At 62.6% G+C, this 25225-nt stretch carries 27 protein-coding genes; 13 read left to right on the forward strand and 14 right to left on the reverse strand.

The window, feature by feature from the left end:
- Nucleotides 1–5: 5 nt before the first annotated feature.
- From QCE49_RS17915 to QCE49_RS17925, 3 genes are read right to left on the reverse strand one after another with little or no spacing between them, the layout of a single operon-like run.
- Complete coding sequence (locus tag QCE49_RS17915; RefSeq protein WP_235366186.1) at nt 6–581, reverse strand: hypothetical protein; 576 nt, start codon at nt 579–581, stop codon at nt 6–8.
- A 46-nt stretch (nt 582–627) separates the two neighbouring features.
- On the reverse strand, nt 628–810 hold the full coding sequence (locus QCE49_RS17920; protein ID WP_033536015.1) for a DUF6726 family protein: 183 nt from the start codon (nt 808–810) through the stop codon (nt 628–630).
- A 3-nt stretch (nt 811–813) separates the two neighbouring features.
- A complete protein-coding gene (locus QCE49_RS17925; RefSeq protein WP_160172871.1) occupies nt 814–981 on the reverse strand; it encodes a hypothetical protein in 168 nt (55 codons plus the stop codon).
- A gap of 412 nt (nt 982–1393) precedes the next feature.
- Between QCE49_RS17925 and QCE49_RS17930 the strand changes: the two genes are divergently transcribed.
- The 5 genes from QCE49_RS17930 to QCE49_RS17950 are packed head-to-tail and all read left to right on the forward strand — an operon-like array spanning nt 1394 to nt 6695.
- Nucleotides 1394–2353, forward strand: coding sequence for an ABC transporter substrate-binding protein (locus tag QCE49_RS17930; protein ID WP_175980223.1), 960 nt, complete (start codon nt 1394–1396; stop codon nt 2351–2353).
- 6 nt (nt 2354–2359) lie between these two features.
- On the forward strand, nt 2360–3880 hold the full coding sequence (locus QCE49_RS17935) for a sugar ABC transporter ATP-binding protein (protein WP_034470137.1): 1521 nt from the start codon (nt 2360–2362) through the stop codon (nt 3878–3880).
- Complete coding sequence (locus tag QCE49_RS17940; protein ID WP_175980224.1) at nt 3873–4931, forward strand: ABC transporter permease; 1059 nt, start codon at nt 3873–3875, stop codon at nt 4929–4931. The genes QCE49_RS17935 and QCE49_RS17940 overlap by 8 nt, the downstream gene beginning before the upstream one ends.
- On the forward strand, nt 4928–5965 hold the full coding sequence (yjfF, locus tag QCE49_RS17945) for a galactofuranose ABC transporter, permease protein YjfF (protein WP_250458810.1): 1038 nt from the start codon (nt 4928–4930) through the stop codon (nt 5963–5965). The genes QCE49_RS17940 and yjfF overlap by 4 nt, the downstream gene beginning before the upstream one ends.
- A 7-nt stretch (nt 5966–5972) precedes the next feature.
- Nucleotides 5973–6695: a FadR/GntR family transcriptional regulator gene (locus QCE49_RS17950; protein WP_033536016.1), complete on the forward strand. Its 723-nt coding sequence runs from the start codon at nt 5973–5975 to the stop codon at nt 6693–6695.
- Nucleotides 6696–6699: 4 nt separating this feature from the next.
- Here the strand turns inward: QCE49_RS17950 and QCE49_RS17955 are convergent, their stop codons facing one another.
- The 3 genes from QCE49_RS17955 to QCE49_RS17965 all read right to left on the reverse strand — a co-directional run bounded on the left by QCE49_RS17955 (nt 6700) and on the right by QCE49_RS17965 (nt 9207).
- Nucleotides 6700–7863 (reverse strand): phytanoyl-CoA dioxygenase family protein, encoded by a 1164-nt coding sequence (locus QCE49_RS17955; RefSeq protein WP_250458808.1) that lies wholly within the window; start codon nt 7861–7863, stop codon nt 6700–6702.
- A 67-nt stretch (nt 7864–7930) separates the two neighbouring features.
- The gene (locus tag QCE49_RS17960) at nt 7931–8269 is read right to left on the reverse strand and encodes a DUF3140 domain-containing protein (protein WP_008346360.1); all 339 of its coding nucleotides are present in this window, start codon (nt 8267–8269) and stop codon (nt 7931–7933) included.
- 47 nt (nt 8270–8316) lie between these two features.
- Nucleotides 8317–9207, reverse strand: a complete 891-nt coding sequence (locus tag QCE49_RS17965; protein ID WP_250458798.1) for a LysR substrate-binding domain-containing protein — start codon at nt 9205–9207, stop codon at nt 8317–8319.
- 105 nt (nt 9208–9312) lie between these two features.
- On the opposite strand from QCE49_RS17965, the gene leuC reads away from it, so the two are divergent.
- From leuC to QCE49_RS17985, 4 genes are all read left to right on the forward strand, one after another.
- Entirely contained in the window at nt 9313–10707 is a 1395-nt protein-coding gene (gene leuC, locus QCE49_RS17970) for a 3-isopropylmalate dehydratase large subunit (RefSeq protein WP_250458796.1), read from the forward strand.
- Nucleotides 10700–11344 (forward strand): 3-isopropylmalate dehydratase small subunit, encoded by a 645-nt coding sequence (leuD, locus tag QCE49_RS17975; RefSeq protein ID WP_250458793.1) that lies wholly within the window; start codon nt 10700–10702, stop codon nt 11342–11344. The genes leuC and leuD overlap by 8 nt, the downstream gene beginning before the upstream one ends.
- Nucleotides 11345–11404: 60 nt before the next feature.
- On the forward strand, nt 11405–12727 hold the full coding sequence (locus QCE49_RS17980; RefSeq protein WP_250458791.1) for a 2-hydroxycarboxylate transporter family protein: 1323 nt from the start codon (nt 11405–11407) through the stop codon (nt 12725–12727).
- A 61-nt stretch (nt 12728–12788) separates the two neighbouring features.
- Entirely contained in the window at nt 12789–12980 is a 192-nt protein-coding gene (locus QCE49_RS17985) for a hypothetical protein (protein WP_250458789.1), read from the forward strand.
- Nucleotides 12981–13369: 389 nt separating this feature from the next.
- Here QCE49_RS17985 and QCE49_RS17990 read toward each other — a convergent pair whose 3' ends face one another.
- A complete protein-coding gene (locus QCE49_RS17990) occupies nt 13370–13663 on the reverse strand; it encodes a hypothetical protein (RefSeq protein ID WP_008346348.1) in 294 nt (97 codons plus the stop codon).
- Between the two features lie 227 nt (nt 13664–13890).
- On the opposite strand from QCE49_RS17990, the gene QCE49_RS17995 reads away from it, so the two are divergent.
- Nucleotides 13891–14247 (forward strand): MarR family transcriptional regulator, encoded by a 357-nt coding sequence (locus tag QCE49_RS17995; RefSeq protein WP_033536044.1) that lies wholly within the window; start codon nt 13891–13893, stop codon nt 14245–14247.
- 3 nt (nt 14248–14250) lie between these two features.
- Here QCE49_RS17995 and QCE49_RS18000 read toward each other — a convergent pair whose 3' ends face one another.
- The 3 genes from QCE49_RS18000 to gcvA all read right to left on the reverse strand — a co-directional run bounded on the left by QCE49_RS18000 (nt 14251) and on the right by gcvA (nt 18912).
- On the reverse strand, nt 14251–15234 hold the full coding sequence (locus tag QCE49_RS18000; protein ID WP_409017315.1) for a porin: 984 nt from the start codon (nt 15232–15234) through the stop codon (nt 14251–14253).
- A gap of 62 nt (nt 15235–15296) precedes the next feature.
- Entirely contained in the window at nt 15297–17729 is a 2433-nt protein-coding gene (locus QCE49_RS18005) for a glucose/quinate/shikimate family membrane-bound PQQ-dependent dehydrogenase (RefSeq protein WP_250458787.1), read from the reverse strand.
- A gap of 274 nt (nt 17730–18003) precedes the next feature.
- Nucleotides 18004–18912, reverse strand: a complete 909-nt coding sequence (gene gcvA, locus QCE49_RS18010) for a transcriptional regulator GcvA (protein WP_175980234.1) — start codon at nt 18910–18912, stop codon at nt 18004–18006.
- Nucleotides 18913–19017: 105 nt separating this feature from the next.
- On the opposite strand from gcvA, the gene QCE49_RS18015 reads away from it, so the two are divergent.
- The 3 genes from QCE49_RS18015 to QCE49_RS18025 all read left to right on the forward strand — a co-directional run bounded on the left by QCE49_RS18015 (nt 19018) and on the right by QCE49_RS18025 (nt 22415).
- Entirely contained in the window at nt 19018–19860 is an 843-nt protein-coding gene (locus QCE49_RS18015; protein ID WP_250458785.1) for an EamA family transporter, read from the forward strand.
- Between the two features lie 147 nt (nt 19861–20007).
- Entirely contained in the window at nt 20008–21936 is a 1929-nt protein-coding gene (locus QCE49_RS18020; protein WP_250458783.1) for a diguanylate cyclase domain-containing protein, read from the forward strand.
- Between the two features lie 260 nt (nt 21937–22196).
- The gene (locus tag QCE49_RS18025; protein ID WP_008346335.1) at nt 22197–22415 is read left to right on the forward strand and encodes a hypothetical protein; all 219 of its coding nucleotides are present in this window, start codon (nt 22197–22199) and stop codon (nt 22413–22415) included.
- 65 nt (nt 22416–22480) lie between these two features.
- On the opposite strand, the gene QCE49_RS18030 is transcribed toward QCE49_RS18025, so the two are convergent.
- The 4 genes from QCE49_RS18030 to QCE49_RS18045 all read right to left on the reverse strand — a co-directional run bounded on the left by QCE49_RS18030 (nt 22481) and on the right by QCE49_RS18045 (nt 25055).
- Nucleotides 22481–23242 carry a hypothetical protein gene (locus QCE49_RS18030; RefSeq protein ID WP_250458772.1) on the reverse strand — a complete coding sequence of 254 codons (762 nt, stop codon included), beginning with the start codon at nt 23240–23242 and terminating at the stop codon, nt 22481–22483.
- Between the two features lie 384 nt (nt 23243–23626).
- Nucleotides 23627–24085, reverse strand: a complete 459-nt coding sequence (locus QCE49_RS18035) for an SLATT domain-containing protein (protein WP_250441362.1) — start codon at nt 24083–24085, stop codon at nt 23627–23629.
- Nucleotides 24086–24135: 50 nt separating this feature from the next.
- Nucleotides 24136–24549 carry a VOC family protein gene (locus QCE49_RS18040; RefSeq protein WP_008346331.1) on the reverse strand — a complete coding sequence of 138 codons (414 nt, stop codon included), beginning with the start codon at nt 24547–24549 and terminating at the stop codon, nt 24136–24138.
- The gene (locus QCE49_RS18045; protein ID WP_008346330.1) at nt 24546–25055 is read right to left on the reverse strand and encodes a helix-turn-helix domain-containing protein; all 510 of its coding nucleotides are present in this window, start codon (nt 25053–25055) and stop codon (nt 24546–24548) included. The genes QCE49_RS18040 and QCE49_RS18045 overlap by 4 nt, the downstream gene beginning before the upstream one ends.
- Between the last annotated feature and the right edge of the window lie 170 nt (nt 25056–25225).

The following is a 25225-nucleotide window of genomic DNA, read 5'->3' on the forward strand; positions in this document are numbered from 1 at the left end:
TTGATTCAGGGCGCGTCGTGCACCGCGGCAAGACGCCACCGGTCGGTCGTATCGCGCAGCCACGCTTCGTACGCCTTCAGCCGATAAATCACGCGCGCCGAGGCCGCCGCGCCGTTCGCTTCCAGCGTGATCGAGCTGGTCGCGTTCTCCCAGGTGCGCGTCTGATAACCGTTCGCGCGCTCGACGCGGCTTCGGCCGAACTTCGACGACAACCCTTCGGCGAAGTCGTCGGCGACGCGCGCATCGATCACGAACGACATGCGATACAGCCGCGGCGACGGATCGCCCGGCATCGCCAGGAAGCGCAATACGTGATCGCGGGCGAGCGTGCCATCGACAACGGCCGCCGATTCCCTCCAGCCGCCTTGCGTGCGATGCGCCCACTTGCAGGCGATCGACAGGCTGTGCGTATCGCGCAGCACCATGCCGAGCGATGCCGCGTCGATATCCGTGTCGCATACGGCGACGCTGCCGGGCGGCGTCGCGCGCGCGGGCTCGTCGCGCCGGAATGCGTCGAGCGCGATGCCGAGCTGCAGGCCGCGGAAGTCGAAAGGCTTCTGCGCCGCGGCGAATGCCGGCATCGCCATGCAAACGAAAAACGCGCAACGAAGAATCGTTCGCTTCATATCAGTCGATGGCAGTAGCGCAGGCGTCGAAAGGCGTGGACGCGGCATGACCCACGACCGGCACGACCTTCAGCAACGCCGATGTCGCGCGGCACGGCAACGCGGCGAGCGCGCAGCCGTCGAGCACGAACGGGCACGCCGCAAGCGCCGCGCACGCAAGGGCAAGACGAAAAGACCTCCGCATGATTTACGCAGTCGTATCGACGTGATTGCCGAGATGCGCCGGATTGCTCGCGGGCGTCTTCGCCGCGGGCGTGCCGGTTTCGACGGTCGGCGTTTCGGTGCCGCGCTTGATCGGCAGCGTGTGCGACGTCGCTTGCGTCGTATGTTGAGTGGCAGGGCTGGTGACGTTCATGCTGCTCCTTTTCGGATAAGGGACGTTGCGGATTGCAACAGGAGCAATCTTCGTCGAGCGCGCGAAGCCACGATCACACAAGCAAAACGTCGTTTCCCCGAGTGCTTACGAGCCATTAGCAGCGATTACGCAGGCGTTACCAGTTCTTTCCTCGCGTGCGAATCTGCATGTTGCGGCGCAGCGCGCGGTGCGAGATGGTATGACTGTTTCGGTAGTAAAAGCGGGTTAACGTGAATTAAAACTGGCCGAATACCTTCATATAGTCAATCTATCTCGGCGCCGTTGCCTCGCTCGTCTCAAAACCCAAATACCGGAATGGCATCGGGATGAATAGAACAACGAATTAACAGGTTATTCCATAATCATTCGAACAAGCACGGATACATAGCCAACGGATGGAGGAACCACTGACATGAAACGCCGCACCGTGTTAGTTGCGATGGCCGCCGCGCCACTCGGCGCAACGCTCCCGCTTTCCGCGTTCGCGCAGAAGCCCATCGTCCTCGGGTTCGCGCAGGTGGGCGCCGAAAGCGAATGGCGCACCGCCAACACCGAGTCGATCAAGTCGAGCGCGAAGGAAGCCGGCATCGACCTGAAGTTCTCCGACGCGCAGCAGAAGCAGGAGAATCAGATCAAGGCAATCCGCTCGTACATCGCGCAAAAGGTCGATGTGATCGCGTTCTCGCCCGTCGTGGAGACTGGCTGGGAGACCGTGCTCGTCGAAGCGAAGAACGCGAAGATTCCCGTCGTGCTGACGGACCGCGCGATCAGCAGCAAGGACGACTCGCTCTATGTCACGTTCATCGGCTCGGACTTCACCGAGGAAGGCCGCAAGGCGGGCCGCTGGCTCGTCGAGAAGGAGAAAGGCAATCCGGGGCCGATCAATATCGTCGAATTGCAGGGAACGGTGGGCTCCGCGCCCGCGATCGATCGCAAGAAGGGCTTCGAGGAAATCATCAAATCCGATCCGAAGTTCAAGATCATTCGCTCGCAGACCGGCGACTTCACGCGCGCGAAGGGCAAGGAAGTGATGGAGGCATTTCTCAAGGCCGAAGGCAAGAAGATCAACGTGCTTTACGCACACAACGACGACATGGCGATCGGCGCGATTCAGGCGATCGAGGAAGCGGGCATGAAGCCGGGCAAGGACATCATCATCATTTCCGTCGATGGCGTGAAGGGCGCGTTCGAAGCGATGATGGCGGGCAAGCTCAACGTATCCGTGGAATGCAGCCCGCTGCTCGGGCCGCAGCTGATGTCCGTGGTGAAGGACATCAAGGCGGGCAAGTCGGTGCCCAAGCGGATCGTTACGCAGGAAAGCATCTTCCCGATGGAGGTCGCGGCGAAGGAATTCCCCAACCGCAAATACTGACCGCCGATGACATCGCCAGTACTGGAGTTGCGCGGCATCGACAAGCGCTTCGCCGGCGTTCATGCGCTGCAGGACGTGAACCTTGCGCTCTATCCGGGCGAGGTTCACGCGCTCATGGGGCAGAACGGCGCGGGCAAGTCGACGCTCATAAAAGTGCTGACCGGCGTCGTGAGTCTCGACGCCGGCGAGATTCTGCTCGAGGGCCGCGCGATCCATCCCGATTCGCCGCTCGACGCGCAGAAGCTCGGCATCAGCACGGTCTATCAGGAAGTGAATCTGTGCCCGAACCTGTCGGTGGCGGAGAACATCTTCGCAGGCTATTTTCCGCGGCGCGGCGCGCTGCATGGCTATCGCATCGACTGGGATAAGACGCACGGGCAAGCGCGTGAGCTGCTTGCGCGCATCGGTCTCGATATCGACGTGACGCGTGTGCTGACGAGCTATTCGGTCGCCGTGCAGCAGATGGTCGCGATCGCGCGCGCGCTCAAGCTATCGTCCAAAGTGCTGATTCTCGACGAGCCGACCTCCAGCCTCGACGACGACGAAGTGCGCCGCCTCTTCGATGTACTGCGCCGCTTGCGCGAACAAGGGCTCGCGATTCTCTTCGTCACGCACTTTCTGAATCAGGTCTATGCGATCTCGGATCGCATCACGGTATTGCGCAACAGCCGGCGCGTCGGTGAATGGCCGACGAGCGAACTGGGCGCGCAGGCGCTCATCGCGGCGATGCTCGGCCGTGAGCTTGCCGCCGCGCAGGCGCGTCAGTCGCCGCCCGACGACATCGAAACGGCCACGCAGGAAACGGCGTTGCTCGATGCCACGCGACTCGGCCAGAAAGGCCAGCTTCAACCGCTCGATCTGCGCGTGCGCGCGGGCGAAGTGGTGGGCGTCGCGGGCCTGCTCGGTTCGGGGCGCACCGAACTCGCGAAGCTGCTCTTCGGCCTCGAAAAGCCCGACGAAGGCGAACTGCGCATCGATGGCATGCCGGTCTCCTTCACGACGCCCGCGCAGGCGATCCGTCACGGCATCGCGTTCTGTCCGGAAGAGCGCAAAGCGGACGGCATCGTCGCGGAGCTGTCGCTGCGCGAGAACATCGCGCTGGCGTTGCAGGCACGCATGGGCGCGCGGCGCTGCCTCACGCGCGCCGAACAGAACGCGCTCGCGGAACGCTTCGTGCGCGCGCTCGGCATCAAGGCCGCGACGCTCGACATGCCTATCGGTCTCTTGTCCGGCGGCAATCAGCAGAAGGCGCTCATCGCGCGGTGGCTCGCGACCGAGCCGCGCCTTCTGATTCTCGACGAGCCGACGCGCGGCATCGACGTCGCCGCGAAGCAGGAAATCATGGACGAAATACTCCGGCTCGCATCGACGGGCATGGCCGTGCTGTTCATTTCTTCGGAGATATCGGAGGTGGTGCGTATCGCGAATCGCATCGTCGTGTTGCGCGACCGGCGCAAGGTCGGCGAGTTGCCCGCCGGAACCAGCGAAGATACGGTATGCGAAATGATCGGAGCCGAACATGGATGACACCGCGCGCCGCATGACGCTTCGTTCGATGATGGAACATCGGCTCGGCTGGCCGATCGTCACGCTCGTGCTGCTGCTCGCGCTGAACGCTGCGTTCAATCCGGGCTTTCTGCATGTCGAGTGGCGCAACGGTCACGTCTACGGCAGTCTCGTCGATATCCTCAATCGCGCCGCGCCGCTCGCGGTCGTCGCGCTCGGCATGACCATCGTGATCGCCACGCGCGGCATCGATATCTCCGTCGGCGCGGTCGTCGCCATCGCGGGAGCGGTCGCCGCGTGGGCGATCGGCGGATCGGTCGCGGGCAACGTCACGCGCTTCCCGTTGCCTGTCGTGATCGTGGCGGCGCTCGGCGTCGCGTTGCTGTGCGGCTTGTGGAACGGCCTGCTCGTCGCGCGCGCGGGCATGCAGCCGATCATCGCGACGCTCATCCTGATGGTAGCGGGACGCGGCATCGCGCAGCTCATCACCAACGGTCAGATCATCACGATCTACTACACGCCCTACTTCTTCTTCGGCGGCGGCTATCTGCTCGGATTGCCGACATCGATCTGGATCGTCGCGCTCGTGTTCGTGCTGCTGTATCTTGCGATCACGCGCACGGCGCTCGGCCTCTTCCTGCAGGCGATCGGCATCAATCCGACCGCCGCGCGCGTCGCGGGCGTGCAGGCGAAACGGCTCACGCTCGGCGCGTATGCATTCAGCGGTTTGTGCGCGGGCGTGGCGGGCATTCTCATCAGCTCGAACGTCAAGAGCGCCGACGGCAACAACGCGGGCCTCTTGCTCGAACTCGATGCGATCCTCGCCGTCACGCTCGGCGGCACCGCGCTCACGGGCGGTCGCTTTACGCTCGCGGGCAGCGTGATCGGCGCGCTCATCATCCAGACGCTCACGTATCTGATCTATTCGCTCGGCGTGCCTCCGGAGGTGAATCTCGTGGTGAAAGCCATCGTCGTGTTCGCGGTGATGATGCTGCAATCGGGCGAGTTCCGCGCGACGGTCGTGAAGTTCGCGCGCCGCCCTGCTATTGGCCGCAGCGAGGTGCGCCGATGAGTTCGCCCTTGCCCAAGCCGCCGGGCGTCACGCTTGCGCATCCTCGCGACGCCGCTGCACCGAAGCGCAGCTTCTCGACGAGCCGCTATCTGCCGCTCGCCGCGACAATCACGCTGTTCATCGCGATCTCGGTACTCGGCTCGGTGATGTACACCGGCTTCTTCTCGCCGCAGGTCTTTCTCAATCTGCTGATCGACAATGCGTTTCTGATCGTCGTCGCGGTAGGCGAGACCTTTGTGATCCTGTCGGGCGGCATCGACCTTTCGGTGGGATCGGTGATTGCGCTGACGACGATGGTGTCCGCCGCGCTCGTCGAAAAAGCGGGCTGGCATCCGCTCGTCGTGATCCCGCTCGTGCTCGCGATGGGCACCGCATTCGGCACGCTCATGGGCTGGCTCATCGCGCGCTTTCGCCTGCAGCCGTTCATCGTCACGCTGGCGGGCATGTTCCTCGCGCGCGGGCTGTGCTATCTCATCAGCATCGATTCGATCAGCATCACCGATCCGTGGTATGCGGCCGTATCGCAGATTCGCATACCGGTCATGAGCGGCGCGTCGCTCTCGCTCGGTGCGGTGATCGCGCTAGTCGTGCTCGCGGCCGCCGTGTTCATCGCGCATTACACGCCGTTCGGCCGCACCATTTATGCGGTCGGCGGCAATCCGCATTCGGCGCTTCTGATGGGCTTGCCGGTGAACGCCGCGACCATCGGCGCGTACGCGCTATCGGGCTTCTGTTCCGCGCTCGGCGGCGTGCTGTTCACGTTCTACATGCTCTCGGGATACGGCCTGCACGCGATGGGTCTCGAACTCGATGCGATCGCCTCGGTCGTCATCGGCGGAACGCTCTTGACGGGCGGCGTCGGCTATGTGATCGGCACGCTGTTCGGCGTGCTTCTTCTCGGCATCATTCAGACGCTGATCTCGTTCGACGGCTCGCTCAGTTCATGGTGGACGAAGATCGCGGTCGGCGCATTGCTGCTCGTGTTCTGTCTGTCGCAGCGCGCGTTCGGCGATCGCTCCCCGGCAAAGCGCTGACGACGCCATGGACTATCGTCATCCACAACCTCGCAAGAGCATGCACGCGCGCATCGTGCAGGAGCTCGGCATCGACATCGTGAGCGGCAAGCTCAGTCCCGGCGATCGCCTGCCCGCCGAAGCGAAGCTGTGCGAAGCCTATGGCGTGAGCCGGCCCGTGCTGCGCGAAGCGACGCGCGTGCTGGTCGCGAAAGGGCTCGTGCTGTCGAAGCCGCGTCTTGGCAGCGTCGTGCGTCCGCGCGATGAATGGCACACGCTCGATCCCGATGTCCTCTTCTGGACGATCACCAGCGTGCATGAAGGCGCGTTCTTTCAGTCGCTGCTCGTGGTGCGCAGGATCGTCGAACCGGCGGCGGCCGCGCTCGCCGCATCGAATGCGACAGAGGAAGATGTCACGCGCATCCGCGATGCGTACGAGCGCATGTCGCATGCGCCGACGCCCGAGGCACTGCTTACGCCCGATCTGGAGTTTCATCGCGCGATCATGACGGCGACGCACAACGACATGCTGATGTATATCGGGCACATGTTATCGCTCGCGCTGTCGGAGTCGATCAAGCTGACGAGCCGTCATCCGGATACGCACGCGCTGTCCTTGCCGCGCCACAAGGCAATACTCACCGCGATCGCGAATCGCGATCCGCTCGGCGCGCGTCATGCGAGTCTCGTGCAACTCGACAATGCGCTCGCCGATGCCCAAAGCGTGTTGACGGCGGTTTATCAGGAGTAAGGCTTCAAGTATTGCGCCGCCACGCGTTGTCCTTCAGCGCGTTCGCGAGCGCATCGACAGACCATGTTTCATCGAGCGCCTGACGCAATAGCGCCTGCTGACTCTTCGGCGCAAGACCGCCGATGGGCGGATCGCGATCGAGGTTCGTCGGGAACGCGTAGCCTTCCGCGCACGCAGCGATGACCGCATCGATCTCCGCATCGCTCATGCTTTCCGTCGACTTGAAATCGAGCAGTACCGGATAGACGGATTCGCACATGCGCGCGCGATCGAGCGTTTCCATCGCGCGTCCATATGCCGATGACACCTGCAGCAGATTCGCCATGCGCTGCACGTCGCGCGTGCGGTTCGCGCCCGCGGCATGAAAGAGCGCGGGGCTGAAGAAAAGTGCATCGCCCTTTTCGAGCGGCAATTGAACGTGATGCGCTTCGAAATATTCGCGGAAGTCCGCGCGCCGCCACGCGAGATACCCTTGCGCATAGCGCTGCGAAAACGGCAGCAGCTTCGTCGGACCGCTTTCCACAGGCATGTCGCTATGTGCGACCGCGCCTTGCAGCGTGAGATACGGCGAGATCGCGTGAACATGCGCCGGATAGCGCCGCACTTCATCGGCAGTCTGGAAACCGAGGTGATAGTCGCGATGCGCCTGCTGCGCGTCGCCGCCCGGACGCACGACATTGACTTGCGATGTCATCTGAAAACCGGGGCCGAGCCATGCAAGCGCCGCGCATTCGATGAACCGGTTCGCAAAGTAACGCGCGAACACGCGCGGCGCGTGCAGACAGAGCTTTTCCTGCGCATTCCAGATACGATCGTTCGCGCCCGCCTTCGCGAAGTGATCGGCGGCACTCGCACCGCGTTCCCGCTCTTGCCGGATGATCGATTCGAAGATCGCGGCGGCCTCGTCGATAGGATCGACATCCGCATACGCATGCTTGAGCACGAACACGCCTGCGCCATCGCGCAGGACCGTGGCCCATTCCGCCTGCAACGCCATGCATGTCGATGAATCGTCCAGCGCGGGGGTGAGCGCGCCGCAGTCATATAACGGAATGCCGCGCTGAATGTCCGACGCGAATGTCAGCTTCGGTCGCGCGTCGCGCTCGAGCAGGCTCGCGAATTCATCGAGTGAGCAATCGCTTTCGGCGTACCAGTTCGTCTGATTCATGTCTCGCTCCGTTTTCGACAAGCATAGCGGCTGATGCTGCCGAATGCGCGGCACGAATGACGGCAGCCTACTTCAGCGGATCGTGGCCCCAGTTCATCAGCGAGTATCGCCAGTGCGAATGCTCGACTTCGTGCGGGCGCTGCGCGAGGTGCCGCTTGATGTAACCGACGACCTTGCGCATGTGCGCGTAGTCGTCTTCGCCGAGATCGGCCTTCTTCTTGCCGAGAATGTCGATGATATGCCGACCCGACTTGTGCCCCACCGATTCGCCGCCGCCGTTCTTCTGGCCGACTTCGCGCGACTCGTCGGTCGCGAGCCACTTTTCGAGTTGAGCGGGCGTCATGTTGACGAGATCCTTGAAGGTGCCGTAAGTCGCGGCGTCGTCATCGTGGTGCTGCGCGGTCATGAGTTGCCTCCGTCGTCGGCGATGTCATGCCCGCGATTCAGCAAGCATCACACCCGCTTCAGATACCGCTCAAGGAACTCGATGAATACGCGCACTTTCGCCGACAAATTCAGCCGCTCGGGATAGATCGCATAGATATCGGCGGGCGGCATCGACCAGTCGGTGAGCACGCGTTCGAGCGCGCCGGAATCGATAAACGACTGCGCGTCCCATTCGGAACGCGTCAGCACGCCGTGACCGTCGAGCGCCCAGCGCAGCGTCGCTTCGCCATCGTTGCTGCTCATCGTGCCGTGGACTTTCACCGTTTCGTGCCGCTTGCCCTTCGTGAAATGCCAGGTGCCGTACGCCGTGTCGTTCTCGCGCAGCACGATGCAGCGATGACCGCGCAGATCGTCCGGCTCCTTCGGCGTGCCATGCGCTTGCAGATACGCCGGCGCTGCGCATACGAAGCGCCGGTTCGCCGCGATCTTTCTGCCGACCACGCGCATGTCCGGCAATTCACCGAAGCGAATGCCGACATCGAACGCGAATTCGGCGAGATTCATCGGACGATCGGTGAGATCGAGCTGCACTTCGACATCCGGATATTGCCGACGAAACTCCGACAGCGCCGGCGCGATATGACGCCGCCCGAAGCCGAAGGTCGCGTTCACTTTCAACAGGCCGCGCGGCAGATCGCGGCTGCTCGACACCATGCGCTCCAGTTCCTGCACCTGTTCGAGCAGGCGCGAGCCGGTGCCGAAATAGAGCTCGCCTTCCTGCGTCATCGCGAGCCGCCGCGTCGTGCGGTTCAGCAGCTTCACGCCGAGACGCCGTTCGAGCTGGCTGAGGCGCGCGCTCACGGCGGGCGGCGTCACGCCGAGCTCGCGCGCGAGCGCCGACAAGCTGCCTTGCGTGACGAGCCGCGCGAAAAACTCCAGGTCGGCGATCGAGTCCATTTTTAAATTTAGCTTAACAATGGGTTAAGACAAGCTGCATTTTACGGTCTCCGTTATCGAATTACACTGGCTTCGACTTATCGGAGAAGCAAGAACGGAGACAGCATGGGACAGACGCTTTATCGGAAGATCGTGGACAGCCACACGGTTTTTCACGTCGACGATGAACACGTCGCGCTTTACGCCGACCTGCACATCATGAACGAGTACACGAGCCCGCAAGCATTCGCGGGACTCGCGCAAAAAAACCTGCCGGTGCGTTGCCCGGAAAAGCAGATGGGTGTCGTCGATCATGTGATTCCGACGCATCCCGTCGCGGTCGACAAGCGCACGATCATGATCGGCGCCGCCGCGCAGCAGGCCGCGAACTTCACGCGCAACTGCGCGGAGCACGGCATCCATCTGTTCGATGTGCGCGACCGTGCGCAAGGCATCGAGCATGTGGTCGCGCCGGAGATCGGCCTGATTCGCCCCGGCATGGTCGTGCTGTGCGGCGACAGTCACACCACGACGTATGGCGCACTCGGTGCGCTGGGCTTCGGCATCGGCACATCGGAAGTGGAACATGTGCTCGCGACGCAGACGCTCGTCTATCGCGTCGCGAAGGACATGCGCATCGTCGTGGATGGCGCGCTGCCTCGCGGCACGACATCGAAGGATCTCGTGCTCTACATCATCGCGAAGATCGGTGCGCAGGGCGCGCGCGGTTACGTCGTCGAGTATGCGGGCAGCGCGATCGATGCGCTCTCCGCCGAGGCGCGCATGACCTTGTGCAACATGACCGTCGAAGCAGGTGCGCGCGGTGCGTTGATCGCCCCCGACGAGACGACGATTCGCTATGTCGCCGAGCGCATCGGAACCGATGCATTCGTCGCGCAATGGAAGCAGTTCGCGTCCGACGCCGACGCATCGTTCGACATCACGCATCGCTTCGATGCGCGCGATGTCGCGCCGTTCGTCACATGGGGCACGAGCCCGGATCAGGCCATCGCGATCGATGCGCGCATTCCCCGCCTCGCCGATGAACCGGTCGCGCAACGCAATGCATCGAAGGCGCTGGACTACATGGGACTCGATGCCAATCAGGCGATCGACGGCCTCGCGATCGATCACGTATTCATCGGTTCATGCACGAACGCGCGCATCGAAGACTTGCGCGCCGTCGCCGATATCGTGCGCGGCCGCAAGGTCGCGCCTTCCGTGCGTGCGATGGTCGTGCCCGGTTCCGGCATGGTCCGCGAGCAGGCGGAACGCGAAGGCATCGCCAGCGCGCTGATCGAGGCGGGCTTCGAATGGCGTCAGCCTGGCTGCTCGATGTGCCTCGCGATGAACGACGACATCCTGCAACCCGGCCAGCGCTGCGCGTCCACGACCAACCGCAATTTCGAGGGCCGCCAGGGACGCGGCGCCCGCACCCATCTGATGAGTCCCGCGATGGCTGCCGCCGCCGCGCTCGCGGGCCGTATCGTCGACGTACGCAAGGAGCTGGAGCATGTCTGAACACGCGACATTGACCGGCATCGCCGCGCCGTTGCCGCTGAACAATCTCGACACCGACCAGATCATGCCGAAGCAGTTTCTGTTCGGCATCGACAAGTCCGGTCTCGCGCGCGGCGTTCTGTATGACTTGCGCTTCGATGCATCGGGCAACGCACGCAAAGACTTCGTGCTGAACAGGCCCGACTATGCGGGCGCGCGCATTCTCATCGCGGGCGCGAACTTCGGCTGCGGATCGAGCCGCGAGCACGCCGTATGGGGCTTGCAGCAAGCGGGAATCGATGCCGTTATCGCGCCGAGCTTCGGCGAAATCTTCTACTTCAACGCGCAGAACAATCGCTTGCTGCTGATCGCGCTCGATGAAGCCGTCGTCGCTGCATTGAGCGCGCTCGCGAGCGATGCAAAGACGAATCAGTTGACCATCGACGTCGCGAATCAACGCGTGAGCACGAGCGACGGCACGCACTACGCGTTCGATCTTCCGCAGCGTCAGAAGCGCATGTTCATCGAAGGACTGGACATGATCGGCATGACGCTCGCCGACAGCGACGCGATCCGCGCATTCGAAGCGAAGCACGAGGCGCTGCGTCCGTGGATGAAGATCGATTTGCCCGCGCTACGCAACAAGCAAGCAGCGTAAGGCGAAAAAGAGACGCACGAGCGTCCATCGCCGCATCACTTCTCAATCAGGAGACACGATATGGAAAGCCCTTCGTTGCGCACGGGCGCGACGCCGCTCGGACTGCGCGCGCGCTTCTCGTTGATGACTATCGGCGGCATGCCGGTCGCGATGTTCGTCGCGCTCGCACTGGTGACGATACTCGCCGCCATCACCGGCAAATTGCCGAACGACATGATCGGCGGCTTCGCCGTGCTGATGTTATCGGGCCTGTTGCTCGGCGAAATCGGCAAACGCATTCCGGTGTTCAGGCATATCGGCGGGCCCGCGATTCTCTGTCTCTTCGTGCCTTCGGCGCTGCTCGGCTACAAGCTGATGGACGATGCCGCGCTCAAGGCCATCACCACGACAATGAAGACCGCGAACCTGCAATACCTCTATATCGCGTGTCTCGTCGCGGGCAGCATTCTCGGCATGAATCGCAAGATCCTGATTCAAGGCTTTCTGAAGATGTTCGTGCCATTGCTGGTCGGCACGGTGACGGCGATCGCGGCGGGCGTGCTAGTCGGACTGATGTTCGGCTATGACCCGAAGCACACGTTCTTCTATATCGTCATGCCGATTCTGGGCGGGGGCATCGGCGAAGGCATTCTGCCCTTGTCGATCGGTTATGCGGAAGTCACCGGCGCGGCGCAAGGTCATCTGATCGCGATGATGGTGCCCGCCGCGCTCATCGGCAACGTCGTCGCGATTCTCGCGAGCGGCTTGCTCAAGCGCTTCGGTGAGAAACATCGCGCATATAGCGGCGACGGCATGCTCGTGAAGAGCGGCGACGATCAGGCGCTGCTGAAGGAACAGAAAGCCGAGGCCGCGCTCGATCTGCGCCTGATGGGTTTCGGGCTGCTGCTCGGCTGCACGCTGTTCATTCTCGGCATGCTGCTCGCGCCCGTCACCGGCATTCCCGGACCCGTGCTGATGATCGTCGCAGCCGCCGTGCTGAAGGTCGTGCGCGCGATTCCCGAACGCATGGAGATCGGCGCGTATCAGATCTACAAGTTCATGTCGACGAATCTCACCTTCGCGATCCTCGTCGGACTGGGCACGCTCTTCGTGTCGTGGGACAAGCTCGTCGGCGCATTCTCGCCCGCGTACTTCGTGATCTGCGCGTCGACGGTCGCGGCGATGGTCGTATCGGGATTCTTCGTCGGCGCGTGGCTGAAGATGTATCCAGTCGAAGCGGCGATCATCACCGCTTGCCATAGCGGTCTCGGCGGCACGGGCGATGTCGCGATTCTGTCGTCGTCGAATCGCATGGGGCTCATGCCCTTCGCGCAGATTTCGACGCGCATCGGCGGCGCGGGCATGGTCGTGTTCGCCACGCTGATGATGAAGTGGTTCGGCTGACGTGCATGCGGCGCGCGCGTCGCACGATTAAGCGGTTCGGCGCGCGCGGAACGGGCAGGAAATGCAGCAAGGCTTTGAGCGTATAGATGACGATCATGGTCCCGGCAAGATCGCCGATGAACATCGCGAAGAATCGCGCGACGATATGCTCCGTATCGCCCTGAAGATAAAACCAGATGTTATGCAGCAGCGGACCGGCAAGCGCATAAGCGACGGTGAGCATCATCAATCTGCCCGCCGTCAGATTCGATAGCGACGCATCGAGTCCATAGATCTCGCGCGCGAGTCGATACACGGCATAAGGCGCGACGGTCGCAATGATGCCGCCGACGAAAGATCTCACCGGATCATTTGGAAAAAAATAAAAGAAATCGACGAGCCAGCTTGCGAAAAGCAGCCCGAGTGCGCCGTCCGCGCCCAACAACAGCGTGCTGAGCAGCCGAATGCCGGCCGGAAGATAAATCCAGTTCACGCCTCGCACGCACTCGGAATGAGTAAAGATTTCCTGATTGGCCCAGAGCGAGGTGATAAAGACGAGCGCCGTTCCGACGACGGAACATAAGCGAAGTTGAAGGGAAGACATTGGCGGCGTGCCAGTGAGCGGCGGTAAGGACGCACATCTTATCGCAGCACCGCGCGAATTCATGCGTCGCGCATCGTGCGCGTCTGGCCTTGCGCTCTTCCGCCGTAATTCGCCGACGATTCGAGTTTGGCCGCGATGCGCTCCAGTTCGTTCAGAAGCGATTCGAGCTCCATGCGCTGAAGCGGCGCGATGGCGGGCGCATGCTGCAATTCCTCGATGCGCTCGCGCCAGTACGAAACGGGCCACGCCGCGCTGCGATGCCAGTGGCGCGAGCGGATCATCCTCGCGAGATGTTCGATCTCCTGCTCGATGAAATGCGCCGTGATGTAGTTGTTATCGCGTTCCTGAACCACGCCCCTGCCCTCCCGGGAAATCGCTCGGGCAATAGCGAAACGCTCACTCGTCCGCTATTCGTATTGCTCCTTTGTATTGCGACCTTGTATTGCTCCCTTGTATTGCGCCCCTTGCTCGACGCACTATCTTAGCACTTACTTATCAACTTGATAAATAGATCGTCGATTGTGGTTTGCCGTATATCGCGAATGCTATGATCGGTTCGTTCCCTAAAAGCGATTTCTTCATGGCCAAAAAGAGCGTGTTCGATGCCTATTTCCGCTTCCTGAATCTGGCTCAGGCAGTGCAGGCATTGCCTTCGGTGCCGAAGCTCGATGCTGCCGAAGAACGCTTGCTCGAAGCGCTCACGGCGTCGTGGCACGCGGGCCATGCGCTGACGGTCACGGAGACGATGGCGCTGTCTATCGCGGGCGCGCCGGCGACGGTGCATCGCAAGCTGACGAACCTCAGAAAGCAAGGCCTCGTATCCGTCGATGAAAGCAGCGACGATCTGCGCATCAAGACCGTCGTGCCGACGCGAAAAGCACTGGATTACTTCGAGAAGCTCGCGGCGTGCCTCGATGAGGCGAAGAAGAGACGCTGAGAATCAGAACCGGTCGATCATGCCAACCTGCACGCCGCGCACCGGCGCGCCGGGATAAGCCGCCGGAATCCCGACTACGTTCACGCCGCGCAGCGTGAAGGTCGCGTCGCCATGATTGCGCAGCATCGCGCCGCTCGCGTAAAGCAGCACCTTCGGCGAGAGATCGTATTCGCACGCAACGCTGAACTGGTCAGCGTCGTTATCGCTGCCCGAGCGATCGCGTGCATACGCATAGCCGAGCGATGCGCGCAGGCGCGGCGTCACCGCGTAGCGCATCGAGACCGAAAGACCGTCGTTGTGATAGCGCGGCGACCCGCCATCGCCGTTGAAGTACGAGAGGAAGGCCGTCGTCTTGCCGAAGCGATACGACACGCCGCCGAGATTCGCACGCAAGCCGGTGTCGCCTTGCGTGTCCTGATGCGCGTACGAAATGCGAAACGGCCCGCTGTGATACGCGAACGTCTCGTAGTTCCCCGATAGCCCGTTGCCGTTGCCGCTATCGCGCAATGCGACCATGAGCGTCGTCGTGAAGCCGTGAAAATCGGGCGACAGATACGTGATGCCGTTATTCGTGTAAGGCGTGATCTTCGACAGATTGTTGAGCCCCGACGCGATCGTGCCCGCACCGAATGCATCGAGTCCGCCCTTGAACGGAATGTAGATCGGCGAATACTGCCGGCCGAAGCGCAACTCGCCCCACGGCGCGCCGAGCCCGATCCACGCCTGTCGATTGAAGATCGTGTTGGCCGTCGCGAAGGTGCCGTCGGCGGAACTGAAGCCGCTTTCCAGATCGAAGAGCAGACGCGTATCGCCGCTCAATTGCTCGTAGCCGCGCAAGCCGAAGCGCGAGCCGCGATACGCGCCCGAATCCATGCGCGGCGTCCACGACGAGCCCGGGTTCGTCACTTCGATGCTCGTATCGATGCTGCCGTACAAGGTCACGGCGCTCTGCGCATGCGCGGACGTTGCACCGATGCCGCACAGCATCGATACAGCCAGCAGGCAAATGAAAGTGTTGGTCAGACGCATGAAATCTTCGGTTCGTACGATCAGTGGTTCAATGCATACGCGATGACGTAATCGCCACGATCCGGCGATTGCCGCGCGCCGCCCGCCGAAATCAGCACGTATTGCTTGCCCGTCTTCGGCGACACATAGCTCATCGGACCGCCCTGGCTTCCGACCGGCAAGCGCGCCTTCCACACTTCCTTGCCGGTGGCGCTGTCGAACGCACGCAGATAATAGTCCTGCGTGCCCGCGATGAACACGAGGCCGCCTTGCGTCGCGAGCGTGCCGCCGAGCGTCGGCATGCCGATGGGCATCTTCACGCGCATCTTGATGCCGAACGGACCCGTATCCTGCACGGTGCCGACGGGCACTTGCCACACGATCTTTTGCGTCTTCAGATCGACCGCGGAGAGCGTGCCGAACGGCGGCTTCTGGCACGGAATGCCGAGCGGCGACATGAAGCGGTTCTTGTTCACGGCATACGGCGTGCCCTTCAGCGGCACCGCGCCCATGCCCGTGTTGACGGCTTCGCCGCCGTTGCTCGCGGGCGCGCTGTCGGTCTTTTGCGGAATCATCTGCACCCAGAGACCGAGGCGCATGTCGTTCACGAAGACGACGTGATGATTCGGATCCGTCGACAGGCTGCCCCAGTTCATGCCGCCGAGCGATCCCGGGAAGCTCAGCGAGACATCGGTGTCGGGGGCGGTGAAGAGGCCGTCATAGCGCATCGACTTGAAGCTGATGCGGCACATCAACTGATCGAACGGCGTCGCGCCCCACATGTCCGATTCCTTCAGCGTGTCCGCGCCGATCGTCGGCATGCCGGCCGAGAACGGCTGCGTCGACGAGTACTGTTCCTGCGCAATCGTGCCCGTCTTCACCTTGCGTTCTTCGACGCGCGTAAGCGGCTTGCCCGTCATGCGGTCGAGCACGAAGATCTGACCGGATTTCGTGCCGAACACGACCGCGGGCTTCGTCGATCCATCCTTCTCGGGAAAGTCGACGAGGCTCGGCTGCATCGGAACGTCGAAGTCCCACAGATCGTTGTGGACCGTCTGGTACACCCACTTTTCCTTGCCGGTGGTCGCATCGAGCGCGAGGATCGACGTCGCGTACTTGTGATCCAGCGGCGTGCGATTGCCGCCCCACAAGTCCACCGACGAGCTGCCCATCGGGATGAAGACAGTGTTCATCGCGGCGTCGTAGGACATCGGCGCCCACGAATTCGGCGTGCTGCGCGCGTAAGTCTGACCCGGTTGCAGGCGCGCGTTGGGGTCGTCGCGGCCCGGATCGAACGCCCAGCGCATCTCGCCGGTAATGACGTCGAAGCCGCGCAATACGCCGCCCGGCATGTCGGTCTGCACGTTGTCGGCCACGCGTCCGCCCACGACGACGGTCGTGCCCGCGAGCGTCGGCGCCGACGTGAGCTGATACTTCGGATCGTCGGCCGCGCCGAGACCCGCTTTCAGGTTCACGAAGCCGTGTTCGCCGAAGCCTTCGCACAGCGCGCCGGTGTCGGCATCGATGGCGACGAGACGCGCATCGATCGTGTTCATCAGCAAGCGGCGCTGGCAGCTTGCGCCCGCCGCGATGGAAACGGGGGTCACAGGCGTCGAACCGTTTATCGTCGGTTGCGCCACAGGTTTCGTCGCATCGAAATACGCGAGGCCGCGACAGCGGTTCCAGACCTGCGCCCGCGCGTTGATCTCGCGCTTCCAGATCTGCTTGCCGCTGTCGGCATCGACGGCGATCACGTTGTTGTGCGGCGTGCACAGGTAGATGCGGTCGCCGATCTGCAGTGGCGTCTCCTGATCTTCCGCGCCGTTGCCGGTCGGGCTTTCGGGGACATCGCCCGTATGGAAGGTCCACGCGACACGCAGATCCTTCACGTTATCGCGCGTGATCTGATCGAGCGCCACGAAGCGGCTGCCGCCGGCCGTGTTGCCGTAGTTGCTCCAGTCCTTCTGCGCGTGCTCCTTCGCGACGGGCACGAGCGGCGTTTCATTGCCATCGGATGCGACGGTCGGATGCGGCTCGAACATCTGCACGAAGGTAACGAGCATGCAAAGCGCGATGACGCCAGCGAACGCATACGCGCGCTTCGACGCGGGCTTGCCCGTCTCATGCGTGCGCAACGATGGCCATGTAAGCAGCGCGAGCATCATGAAGCCGGCCGGCAGTATCAGCCGCGACACGAGCGGCCAGAAATCGAAACCGCCGTCGATCGGCGCCCACACGAGCGTGCCGATAAATACCGCGCCGAAGGCGAGCACAGCCGACGACTTCGCCCGCATGAACTGCACCGCGGATACGACGATAACCGCTCCCGCGATCACGAAATACGCGCTGCCGTGCAGAAGCGCGAGCTTTGCGCCGCCGACGACGAAAATCAGACCAGTGGCCAACAGCGCGAGGCCCAGCACAACACACCCTGCTCTCAGCGCGGCTGAAAGACGGGCTTTACTCGTAGACATCGAAATCTTCTCCAGGAATCTGCCATGCGATCCGGCTTCGGCGACGAACAGGAATGCCGCGGCCGTATCGCACCGCGCGATGAAAGCGTTCCGTGAAGTCGATACCGCGACACGCGAGAAGCGGCGACGCATGCACGCGTGCGCCGATGTGCGCGGCTGGATCGCATGTCCCGCGCGATCAGTCAGACCGGCCGGGGTATTAGCGTAAACCCGTGCATTCTAACCAGATAGTTAAATTTCTGCATAGTTCGCACGAATGCAGCGCGGCGCAGGCTCACACGTCGTGCTCGGTCGCGAACGCTTGTCCTTCTTGTTCGAGCCATGCGCGAAACAGCACGATCAGATCGTGCCCCGCTTTTTCATCGGCGACATACGTGCAATAGCTTCGCGACGGCAAACGCGGCCCGTCGAATGGCGCAACGAGACGGCCTGACGCGAGATCGTCGGCGACGAGCGCGGTCGGGCCCATCGCGATGCCCATGCCATCGACAGCGGCCTGCAAGGTCAGATAGAAGTGATCGAAGGTGAGCACCGCCGCTGGCGTGAGCGCCGCGATGCCCGCCTGCGCGAGCCAATCCGGCCAGACGCGCGGCAAGCTCGACGTGTGCAGCAGCGTGTGCCGCCGCAAGTCTTCAGGCGTCTGCAAAGGAAGACGTTTGGACAGCGTGGGGCTGCACACCGGCAGACGTTCCTCTTCGAGAAAGCGCCGCATCACGTAACCGTAAAACGTGTCGGGGCCGCCGCGAATCACGATGTCGTATGTGTCCTTCAGGCTTTCTACCGGTTCGTTCGATGTCTCTATCCTGACTTCCACATCGGGATGACGCGCGCGAAATTGTTCGAGCCTCGGCACGAGCCAGCGCAACGTGAAGGTAGCGGGCGCATTCACGGTGAGCGTGCGCGACAGGGCCTCGGACACGCCATAGCGCGCCGTGGCCTGCGAGAGCCGATCGAAGAGCGGACCGATTTGCGCGAGATAGACGCGCGCCGCCGGGGTCAACACCACACGCCGGTTATGACGCTCGAACAGGGGCGCGCCGAGCCACGCTTCGAGCAAACGCACTTGCTGGCTGATCGCCCCGTGCGTGACATGCAGCTCGGCTGCAGCTTCCTTGAAGCTACCGAGTCGCCCAGCGGCTTCGAAAGCGCGCAACGCATTGAGTGAAGGCAATGCCGGTCTCATTCGCAAGAGCTTTTCTAACGCGACGATCCAATTTATATGGTTTGTGAGCGGCTCACAAGATAGTTATTCTAGTAACTATCCGTCATATAACCGACATAAGAAAGCATGTTCACCTACACCGGCGGTGTCGTTCTCTTGGCAGCCGTGCTCCACGCAAGCTGGAACGCGATGCTCCATGGCAACCGCGACCGGTTCCTCTCGATGACGTGGATGAGCATCGCGATCGGCGCCGTGTCCGCGATCGTCGTCTTCTATCTGCCGATGCCCGCGAAAGCCGCGTGGCCCTACATCGTCGCGTCGGGGCTCGTGCATATCGTCTACAACGTGAGCCTCGTGCGCTCGTATCGGCGCGGCGATCTCGCGCAGGCTTATCCGATCGCGCGCGGATCGTCGCCGATGCTCGTCACGCTCGGCGCGGCCATCTTCGCGCACGAGGCGATCGGCCTGCTGCATGCGCTCGGGATCGTGCTGATCTCGGGCGGCATCATCGCGCTTGCATTGCAGGGCGGCCGCGTATCGCGCGCGGGGGTGCTCGCCGCGTTGACGACGGGCGTGACCATCGCGATCTACACGGTGATCGACGGCATCGGCGTGCGTCTGTCCGATGGCGAAGCGCTCACCTACACCGCGTGGATGTTCATGTTCTATTGGTTCATGCCGATGATTTTCGTCGCGAAACGCGGGCCCGCGGCGCTATGGACGCCCGTGAAGCGAGCGCCGATGGCCGTGGGTTCGTCGCTCGCGGGCGGCCTCGTGTCGATCGCGGCTTACGGCATCGTGATCTGGGCGATGCAATCCGGCGCGATGGGCACGGTCTCCGCGTTGCGCGAAACGAGCGTCGTGTTCGCGGCGCTCATCGGGCGCGTGTTCCTTCAGGAAGCCGTCAGCGCGAGGCGCTGGCTCGCCTGCGTGGTGGTCGCGGTCGGGGCGGTTTGCCTGGGGCTCTGACCGCTCTGCGTCATTTCGTCCGTAAGGCACATCTCGCGAACTGAGGGAAAAGCCGGCCTTTGATCGGCGAATCGGGATTGCGGAAGGTTCGATAAATTGCTCATCGTGGCATTGGGCCCGATGGCGAATACCGAATCGAGAAGAACCTTGCAACCCGTACACGAATGGCACACGGCGCCTCTGCCCGCCGACGAAGCGAAGCGGCTCCAGTTGCTGCACAGTCTCGACCTGCTCGACACGCCACAGGAAGAAGTGTTCGACCGCGTAACGCGCGTCGTCGCCGAGCTGTTGCAGGTGCCGATCGCGCTGGTATCGCTCGTCGATGAACATCGGCAATGGTTCAAGTCGCGTGTCGGACTCGATGTATGCGAAACCGCGCGCGACGTGTCGTTCTGCGCGCACGCGCTTCACTCCGAACGTCTGCTGCTCGTCGAGGACGCTCACGCGGATGCGCGCTTCGCCGGCAATCCGCTCGTCAGGGGCGCGCCACACATCCGCTTCTATGCGGGCGTGCCGTTGCGCTCGTCCAGAGGTCTCGTGCTCGGCACGCTTTGCGCGATCGACACGAAGCCGCGCAAACTCACGGCAAGCACGCAGGCCGCGCTGTGCGATCTCGCGGCGACCGTCGAGCGCGAGATCGTGCAGCGCGAAGCCGCGCGCGAAACGCGTGAGATTCAGGAAGCCGACCGCCGCAAGCTGCGCCTGTCCGAGACGCGCTTTCATACGATCTTCGAACAGACGCCGACGGGCAAGGCTATCGTCGATCTGGAGGGCCGCTTCGTCGAAGTGAATCCGAAGCTGTGCGAAATCACCGGTTATAGCGCCGATGAACTCGTCACGATGACCTTTCAGCAGATCACCGACGAAGCGGATCTGTCGGCCGATCTGCAACTCGTCGCGGAACTGCTCGACGGCACGAGCAAGACGTATACGCTGGAAAAACGATATCGCCGCCGTAACGGCGAGCCGGTTTGGGTCGAGCTTTCCGTCGCGTTGATTCGCGACGAACGCGGCGAGCCGCTGCATTTCGTGAGCGTCGCGCACGACATCTCGAGCCGCAAATACAGCGAACAGGTGTTGCGCGATTATCGGCAGGAACTGGAGCGCCGCGTGCTCGAACGCACGCGCGAGCTCACCAGCAATCGCGCCGCGCTGCAGACGATCACGGACAATCTGCCCGTTCTCATCGCACACGTCGATGCTGACCTGCGCTATCGCTTCAACAATCAGGTGTATCGCGAGGTGTTCGGCGTCGAGCCTTCGGCGTTGCGTGGCAAGACTGTGCGCGACACGATCGGCGCGTCGACCTTCGAGCGCTGTCTGCCTTACTTTCGCCGCGTGCTCGCCGGCGAACGCGTGACGCACGAGGACATCGTCTATGAAGGCGCGCCGAGCCGCGTCTGGAACGCGACGTATATTCCCGAGTTTCAGCGCGAGGAAATTGCCGGTTTCTACATCATGTCGCAGGACATCACCGAGACCAAGCGGCGCGAAAATCAGATGCGCTCCGAAGTCATGCTCGACGCGCTCACGGGCCTGCCGAACCGGCGCGCGCTCGCCGAGCAACTCGCGCTTTCCGTCGATGCCGCCCGCGATGACGCCGTGCCTTTCGCGCTCTTCTTCATGGACCTCGACGGCTTCAAGAGCATCAACGATCAGCACGGTCACGACGTCGGCGACGCGCTGTTGATACAGGTGGCCGCGCGCCTGAAAAAGACGACGCGCGCGGGCGATCTCGTCTGCCGCCTCGCCGGCGATGAATTCGTGCTGCTGGCGCGCGGGATTTCGTCATCGAGTGCATGCAGCCGCATCGCGCAGGACATTTGCCGCGCGATCGGACGGCCGTTCGAACTCGGCCGCGTCGAAGCGCATCTCGGCACGAGCGTCGGCATCGCGATGTGCGCGGGCGGCTTCGACACGTCCGCCGAAGCGATGCTCGGCGACGCGGATCGCGCGATGTACGAAGCGAAGCGCAAGGGACGCAACGGCTTTCGCTTCGCATCCGTCGCGGCGGACGTCGCGCCGACGATCAACAACTATCTCGATGCCGATCGCCGCAGCGCCGTGCATCACTGACTTCCACGATATGCAATGAAGGTCCGTTTCACGAAAACGCGCGCTGCATGGCAGCATGCCGCGAGTTGCATATCGGAGAATGGGCTTTCTCATCATGGGAACCCGCAACTAGAGCATTGATTTACTTCGATAATTATTTGCTTCGCGACGTCGCGCATCGTCGCCGGCCGCGTCCCTTTCTTCGCTAACCTCTTATACAAGAGGCGCACGTTCGCCAATGCGAACCGCCCGGTGCTTTCCAATCAAGCTGGAGAAACGCGATGCAGAATGTCTATGTCGAACCGATGCCGAAGGGCCAGTGGGGACCGATCGACGGTTACGCGCTCGAATTCCCTGACGGTACGAGAATGACGCAGCAGAGTTATCGTTCAGAGCGGCTCGCCGTCGATGAAATCAAGCTGCGCGGCTATGCGCCCATGGTCGCGAAGGTACGCGTAACCGACAAGACCGTCGACGAACACTGGGAAGCCGTCGAATAAGATCGTCAGCGCGCTTCGCGTCCCGCGCGAAGCGCTTCCCTTTCCTTTCCGATCCGCGCGGGTTTTCAGTTCTTCTTCTTGCTCGGACGCCAGCTATCGTCGGCGGTCATCGCGGGCTTCACCGCCGGAGCGATGGCCGCGACCTTCTGAAATTCCTTCGTGTCGGTTTTCGCTCGTGCGACGGGCCCAGCAGGCGGCGCCGCGCGCGTCTGACGCTGCTTCGGCTCGGTCCTGGATACGCGGCCTTTCGCTGCTTCAGCGCACGCGCGCTCGGACTTGCGCGAACATGCAGAAGCCGACTTCGATACGGGTTTCGCTTTCGATGTCTTGACCGATTGCTTCGCGCCGTGCGTCGACGGTTTTTTTGCGATCGAGCGTTCGGGAATCACGCTCTGCCGCGTGCTGTCCTTGCTCGATGCCGTGACAGGAATCAGTGGCGACGCAGCTTCCGCTGACGGACGCGCAGCGGAGCGCAGCGGGCCGTCCACGATTCTGTCCGCCGAATCGATATTAATGGCGGCGATCGGCGCGGCCTTCGTCTCGATCGGACGGACCGTGCCTGCGACGGCCACAGGCAGCGTTCCCGCGCGCGGTGTCGATCCGTGCTGCTCGAAGTAAGCACGCGCGAGAAAACACGCACCGAGCACGACGGCGGCCATGACGACCGTTGCGAGTATCGAATGCGATGGACGCCCCGTCGCAAGCACGGCAGCGCCATTGGCGATGGAGGCACGCGCAGGCGCGGGTAAACGCGCTTCGTATGTTCTCGAACGCGCCGGCCATCGCACGCGGGCCACTTCGCCCTGTGGCGCGAACTGGCGCGTCACGCCTCGCGCCGCCTCGACTGCCCGCAGAGCTGTCTCCGCGCCCCTCGTCAGCACGGCCCCGTGGCGGTCGGCGCCGCAAAACGGGCACACGCTTTCTTCTACTGATGAAAGGGTTTCACATCGGGGGCAGATGACGAAATAAAGCGAGCCATCGCCTCGCTGTTCCATTGTCACACTCCATCCGAATCATTTCGGAAGGCCGATCGACAATCAGCGATCGTCCGGTCGCAGGTAATACATACGAATTACCGTAGCACACCGGGCATTGTTTCGGAAGCACAAACAACCCCTTTTGAACAGGGTCATTTGTCAGTCGAATAGCGGGTTTCCTTCGCTACGTCTAATAAATGACTAATCAGCACTCGGAACTTTACTAATGATTAATCATGCGCGCGGCAAATGCGGCGCCGTCTGTGCGATCTGGTCGAGTTCATCGCGCACTGCATCGACGACACACGCATCACGCAGAGAAACATCTGCCGCATGAATCGCTTCGAGACGCCGCCGCACGGCGCCGTACTGCGCACCCGCACGGCGATGCAATTCCGCACGCTCGCTATAGCGCAAAAAGGTCTGCAACGAGGCGAGCACGGCGGCGCTCAGACTCGTCATCCCGATCAGGACGTGCACATCCGGCGACACCGCCGTCGCTACGAGCGATAAAAACGCCGACGTGCCCGTCGCCGCCGTGATGCCGATGACCGCAAGCCCGAGCCGTCTGCCGCAGCGCGTCAGCCGGTCGGCCATCGTGTAATGACGAATCTGCGATTCGCGCGCGCGCCGGATCCACGCCAGCACGAGCGTCGACATGTCTCGGGGCGGTTGATATGAGGTTTCGGTCATGTTCTAAGCACTCTACGAACAGACTTCATCCTCCCGGCTAATCAGGACATTTACCGTCCCGATGGCGCTTGAATCATCTTCCAGCCATTGCCCGCGGGATCGCGAAAACCGGCATCGACGCTGCCGTAGCGATCGACCGGTTCCTGCGTGAACTCCACGCCGCTCGCCTTCAGCCGCTCGTAAGTCGCGCGGCAGTCCGCGACGGACAGCACGAGCGGCGGCATCGCGCCCTTTGCGACCATCGCGCGCAGCGTTTGCGCGGTCGCATCGTCGTGGATCGGCGCGCCCGGCGCGAACAGGCCGAGCTGAAACGACGGCTGATCCGGATGCTGCACCGTGAGCCATCGATACGTGCCGTTGCGCACGTCGGTATGAACGCGAAAACCGAGCTTGTCGACGTAAAACGCAAGCGCTTCGTCCTGATCGTCGACATAGATGCCCACCACGCCGATGCCCTGATTCATGTGACCTCCTTCGTTGAAGATGGCCGCACTGTACCTTTCGCACCGCGCCGCCGCTTCTCCAAAACTGCGATCGTGAGATCGGGTCGTTGCGCGGCCTTCAGCACGCACGCGGGCACGCGATCGAGCGCGTCGACGCCGGCGCGCGCTTGCACGCGCATCGCGCTCGGACTGTGGCCGGTGATATCGCGAAAGATGCGGCCGAACGTTCCGAGACTTTCCCAGCCGGTGACGAAGGCAATATCCGTGATGGCGAGCTCGGTGTCGCGCAACAGCGTGACGGCCTGCTCGATGCGCCGCGTCAGCAGATAGCGATGCGGCGGAACGCCGAACGCGCGCTTGAACGATCGCGCGAAATGCGCTTCGGAGACCCCGCTGACTTCGGCCAGACGGCTGACCGGCCAGTCCTCGTGCGAACACGCGTCCATGCGATCTTTGGCGCGCAACAGACGCCGCAACAATGCCGGATCTTGCAACGCATCGGCGGTGGCGGGTTTGCGAGTCGGCATGGCGTTCGGGGTGCGGAAAACGAGCGGCTAGTGTAGCCCGGCGCGCACAAAGAAAAACGTCGTGCAGAGGCTATCCGCACGACGCAAAAGTCGCTCATTCCCTGAGAAGAAAGAGCTAGAGGAGATGGAAAGTATCTTAGCCCGCGTCCCCGATGCGCGATGTCCCGGAA

This window comes from Caballeronia sp. LZ008, assembly GCF_031451435.1.
Classification (GTDB): domain Bacteria; phylum Pseudomonadota; class Gammaproteobacteria; order Burkholderiales; family Burkholderiaceae; genus Caballeronia; species Caballeronia zhejiangensis.

What these genes read in the sequence shown, in the direction of transcription:
- QCE49_RS17915 (WP_235366186.1), bottom strand. Translation starts at nt 581, where the DNA reads ATGCCGGCATTCGCCGCGGCGCAGAAGCCTTTCGACTTCCGCGGCCTG.
- QCE49_RS17920 (WP_033536015.1), bottom strand. Translation starts at nt 810, where the DNA reads ATGCGGAGGTCTTTTCGTCTTGCCCTTGCGTGCGCGGCGCTTGCGGCG.
- QCE49_RS17925 (WP_160172871.1), bottom strand. Translation starts at nt 981, where the DNA reads ATGAACGTCACCAGCCCTGCCACTCAACATACGACGCAAGCGACGTCG.
- QCE49_RS17930 (WP_175980223.1), top strand. Translation starts at nt 1,394, where the DNA reads ATGAAACGCCGCACCGTGTTAGTTGCGATGGCCGCCGCGCCACTCGGC.
- QCE49_RS17935 (WP_034470137.1), top strand. Translation starts at nt 2,360, where the DNA reads ATGACATCGCCAGTACTGGAGTTGCGCGGCATCGACAAGCGCTTCGCC.
- QCE49_RS17940 (WP_175980224.1), top strand. Translation starts at nt 3,873, where the DNA reads ATGGATGACACCGCGCGCCGCATGACGCTTCGTTCGATGATGGAACAT.
- yjfF (WP_250458810.1), top strand. Translation starts at nt 4,928, where the DNA reads ATGAGTTCGCCCTTGCCCAAGCCGCCGGGCGTCACGCTTGCGCATCCT.
- QCE49_RS17950 (WP_033536016.1), top strand. Translation starts at nt 5,973, where the DNA reads ATGGACTATCGTCATCCACAACCTCGCAAGAGCATGCACGCGCGCATC.
- QCE49_RS17955 (WP_250458808.1), bottom strand. Translation starts at nt 7,863, where the DNA reads ATGAATCAGACGAACTGGTACGCCGAAAGCGATTGCTCACTCGATGAA.
- QCE49_RS17960 (WP_008346360.1), bottom strand. Translation starts at nt 8,269, where the DNA reads ATGACCGCGCAGCACCACGATGACGACGCCGCGACTTACGGCACCTTC.
- QCE49_RS17965 (WP_250458798.1), bottom strand. Translation starts at nt 9,207, where the DNA reads ATGGACTCGATCGCCGACCTGGAGTTTTTCGCGCGGCTCGTCACGCAA.
- leuC (WP_250458796.1), top strand. Translation starts at nt 9,313, where the DNA reads ATGGGACAGACGCTTTATCGGAAGATCGTGGACAGCCACACGGTTTTT.
- leuD (WP_250458793.1), top strand. Translation starts at nt 10,700, where the DNA reads ATGTCTGAACACGCGACATTGACCGGCATCGCCGCGCCGTTGCCGCTG.
- QCE49_RS17980 (WP_250458791.1), top strand. Translation starts at nt 11,405, where the DNA reads ATGGAAAGCCCTTCGTTGCGCACGGGCGCGACGCCGCTCGGACTGCGC.
- QCE49_RS17985 (WP_250458789.1), top strand. Translation starts at nt 12,789, where the DNA reads ATGCAGCAAGGCTTTGAGCGTATAGATGACGATCATGGTCCCGGCAAG.
- QCE49_RS17995 (WP_033536044.1), top strand. Translation starts at nt 13,891, where the DNA reads ATGGCCAAAAAGAGCGTGTTCGATGCCTATTTCCGCTTCCTGAATCTG.
- QCE49_RS18000 (WP_409017315.1), bottom strand. Translation starts at nt 15,234, where the DNA reads ATGCTGTGCGGCATCGGTGCAACGTCCGCGCATGCGCAGAGCGCCGTG.
- QCE49_RS18005 (WP_250458787.1), bottom strand. Translation starts at nt 17,729, where the DNA reads ATGTCTACGAGTAAAGCCCGTCTTTCAGCCGCGCTGAGAGCAGGGTGT.
- gcvA (WP_175980234.1), bottom strand. Translation starts at nt 18,912, where the DNA reads ATGAGACCGGCATTGCCTTCACTCAATGCGTTGCGCGCTTTCGAAGCC.
- QCE49_RS18015 (WP_250458785.1), top strand. Translation starts at nt 19,018, where the DNA reads ATGTTCACCTACACCGGCGGTGTCGTTCTCTTGGCAGCCGTGCTCCAC.
- QCE49_RS18025 (WP_008346335.1), top strand. Translation starts at nt 22,197, where the DNA reads ATGCAGAATGTCTATGTCGAACCGATGCCGAAGGGCCAGTGGGGACCG.
- QCE49_RS18035 (WP_250441362.1), bottom strand. Translation starts at nt 24,085, where the DNA reads ATGACCGAAACCTCATATCAACCGCCCCGAGACATGTCGACGCTCGTG.
- QCE49_RS18040 (WP_008346331.1), bottom strand. Translation starts at nt 24,549, where the DNA reads ATGAATCAGGGCATCGGCGTGGTGGGCATCTATGTCGACGATCAGGAC.
- QCE49_RS18045 (WP_008346330.1), bottom strand. Translation starts at nt 25,055, where the DNA reads ATGCCGACTCGCAAACCCGCCACCGCCGATGCGTTGCAAGATCCGGCA.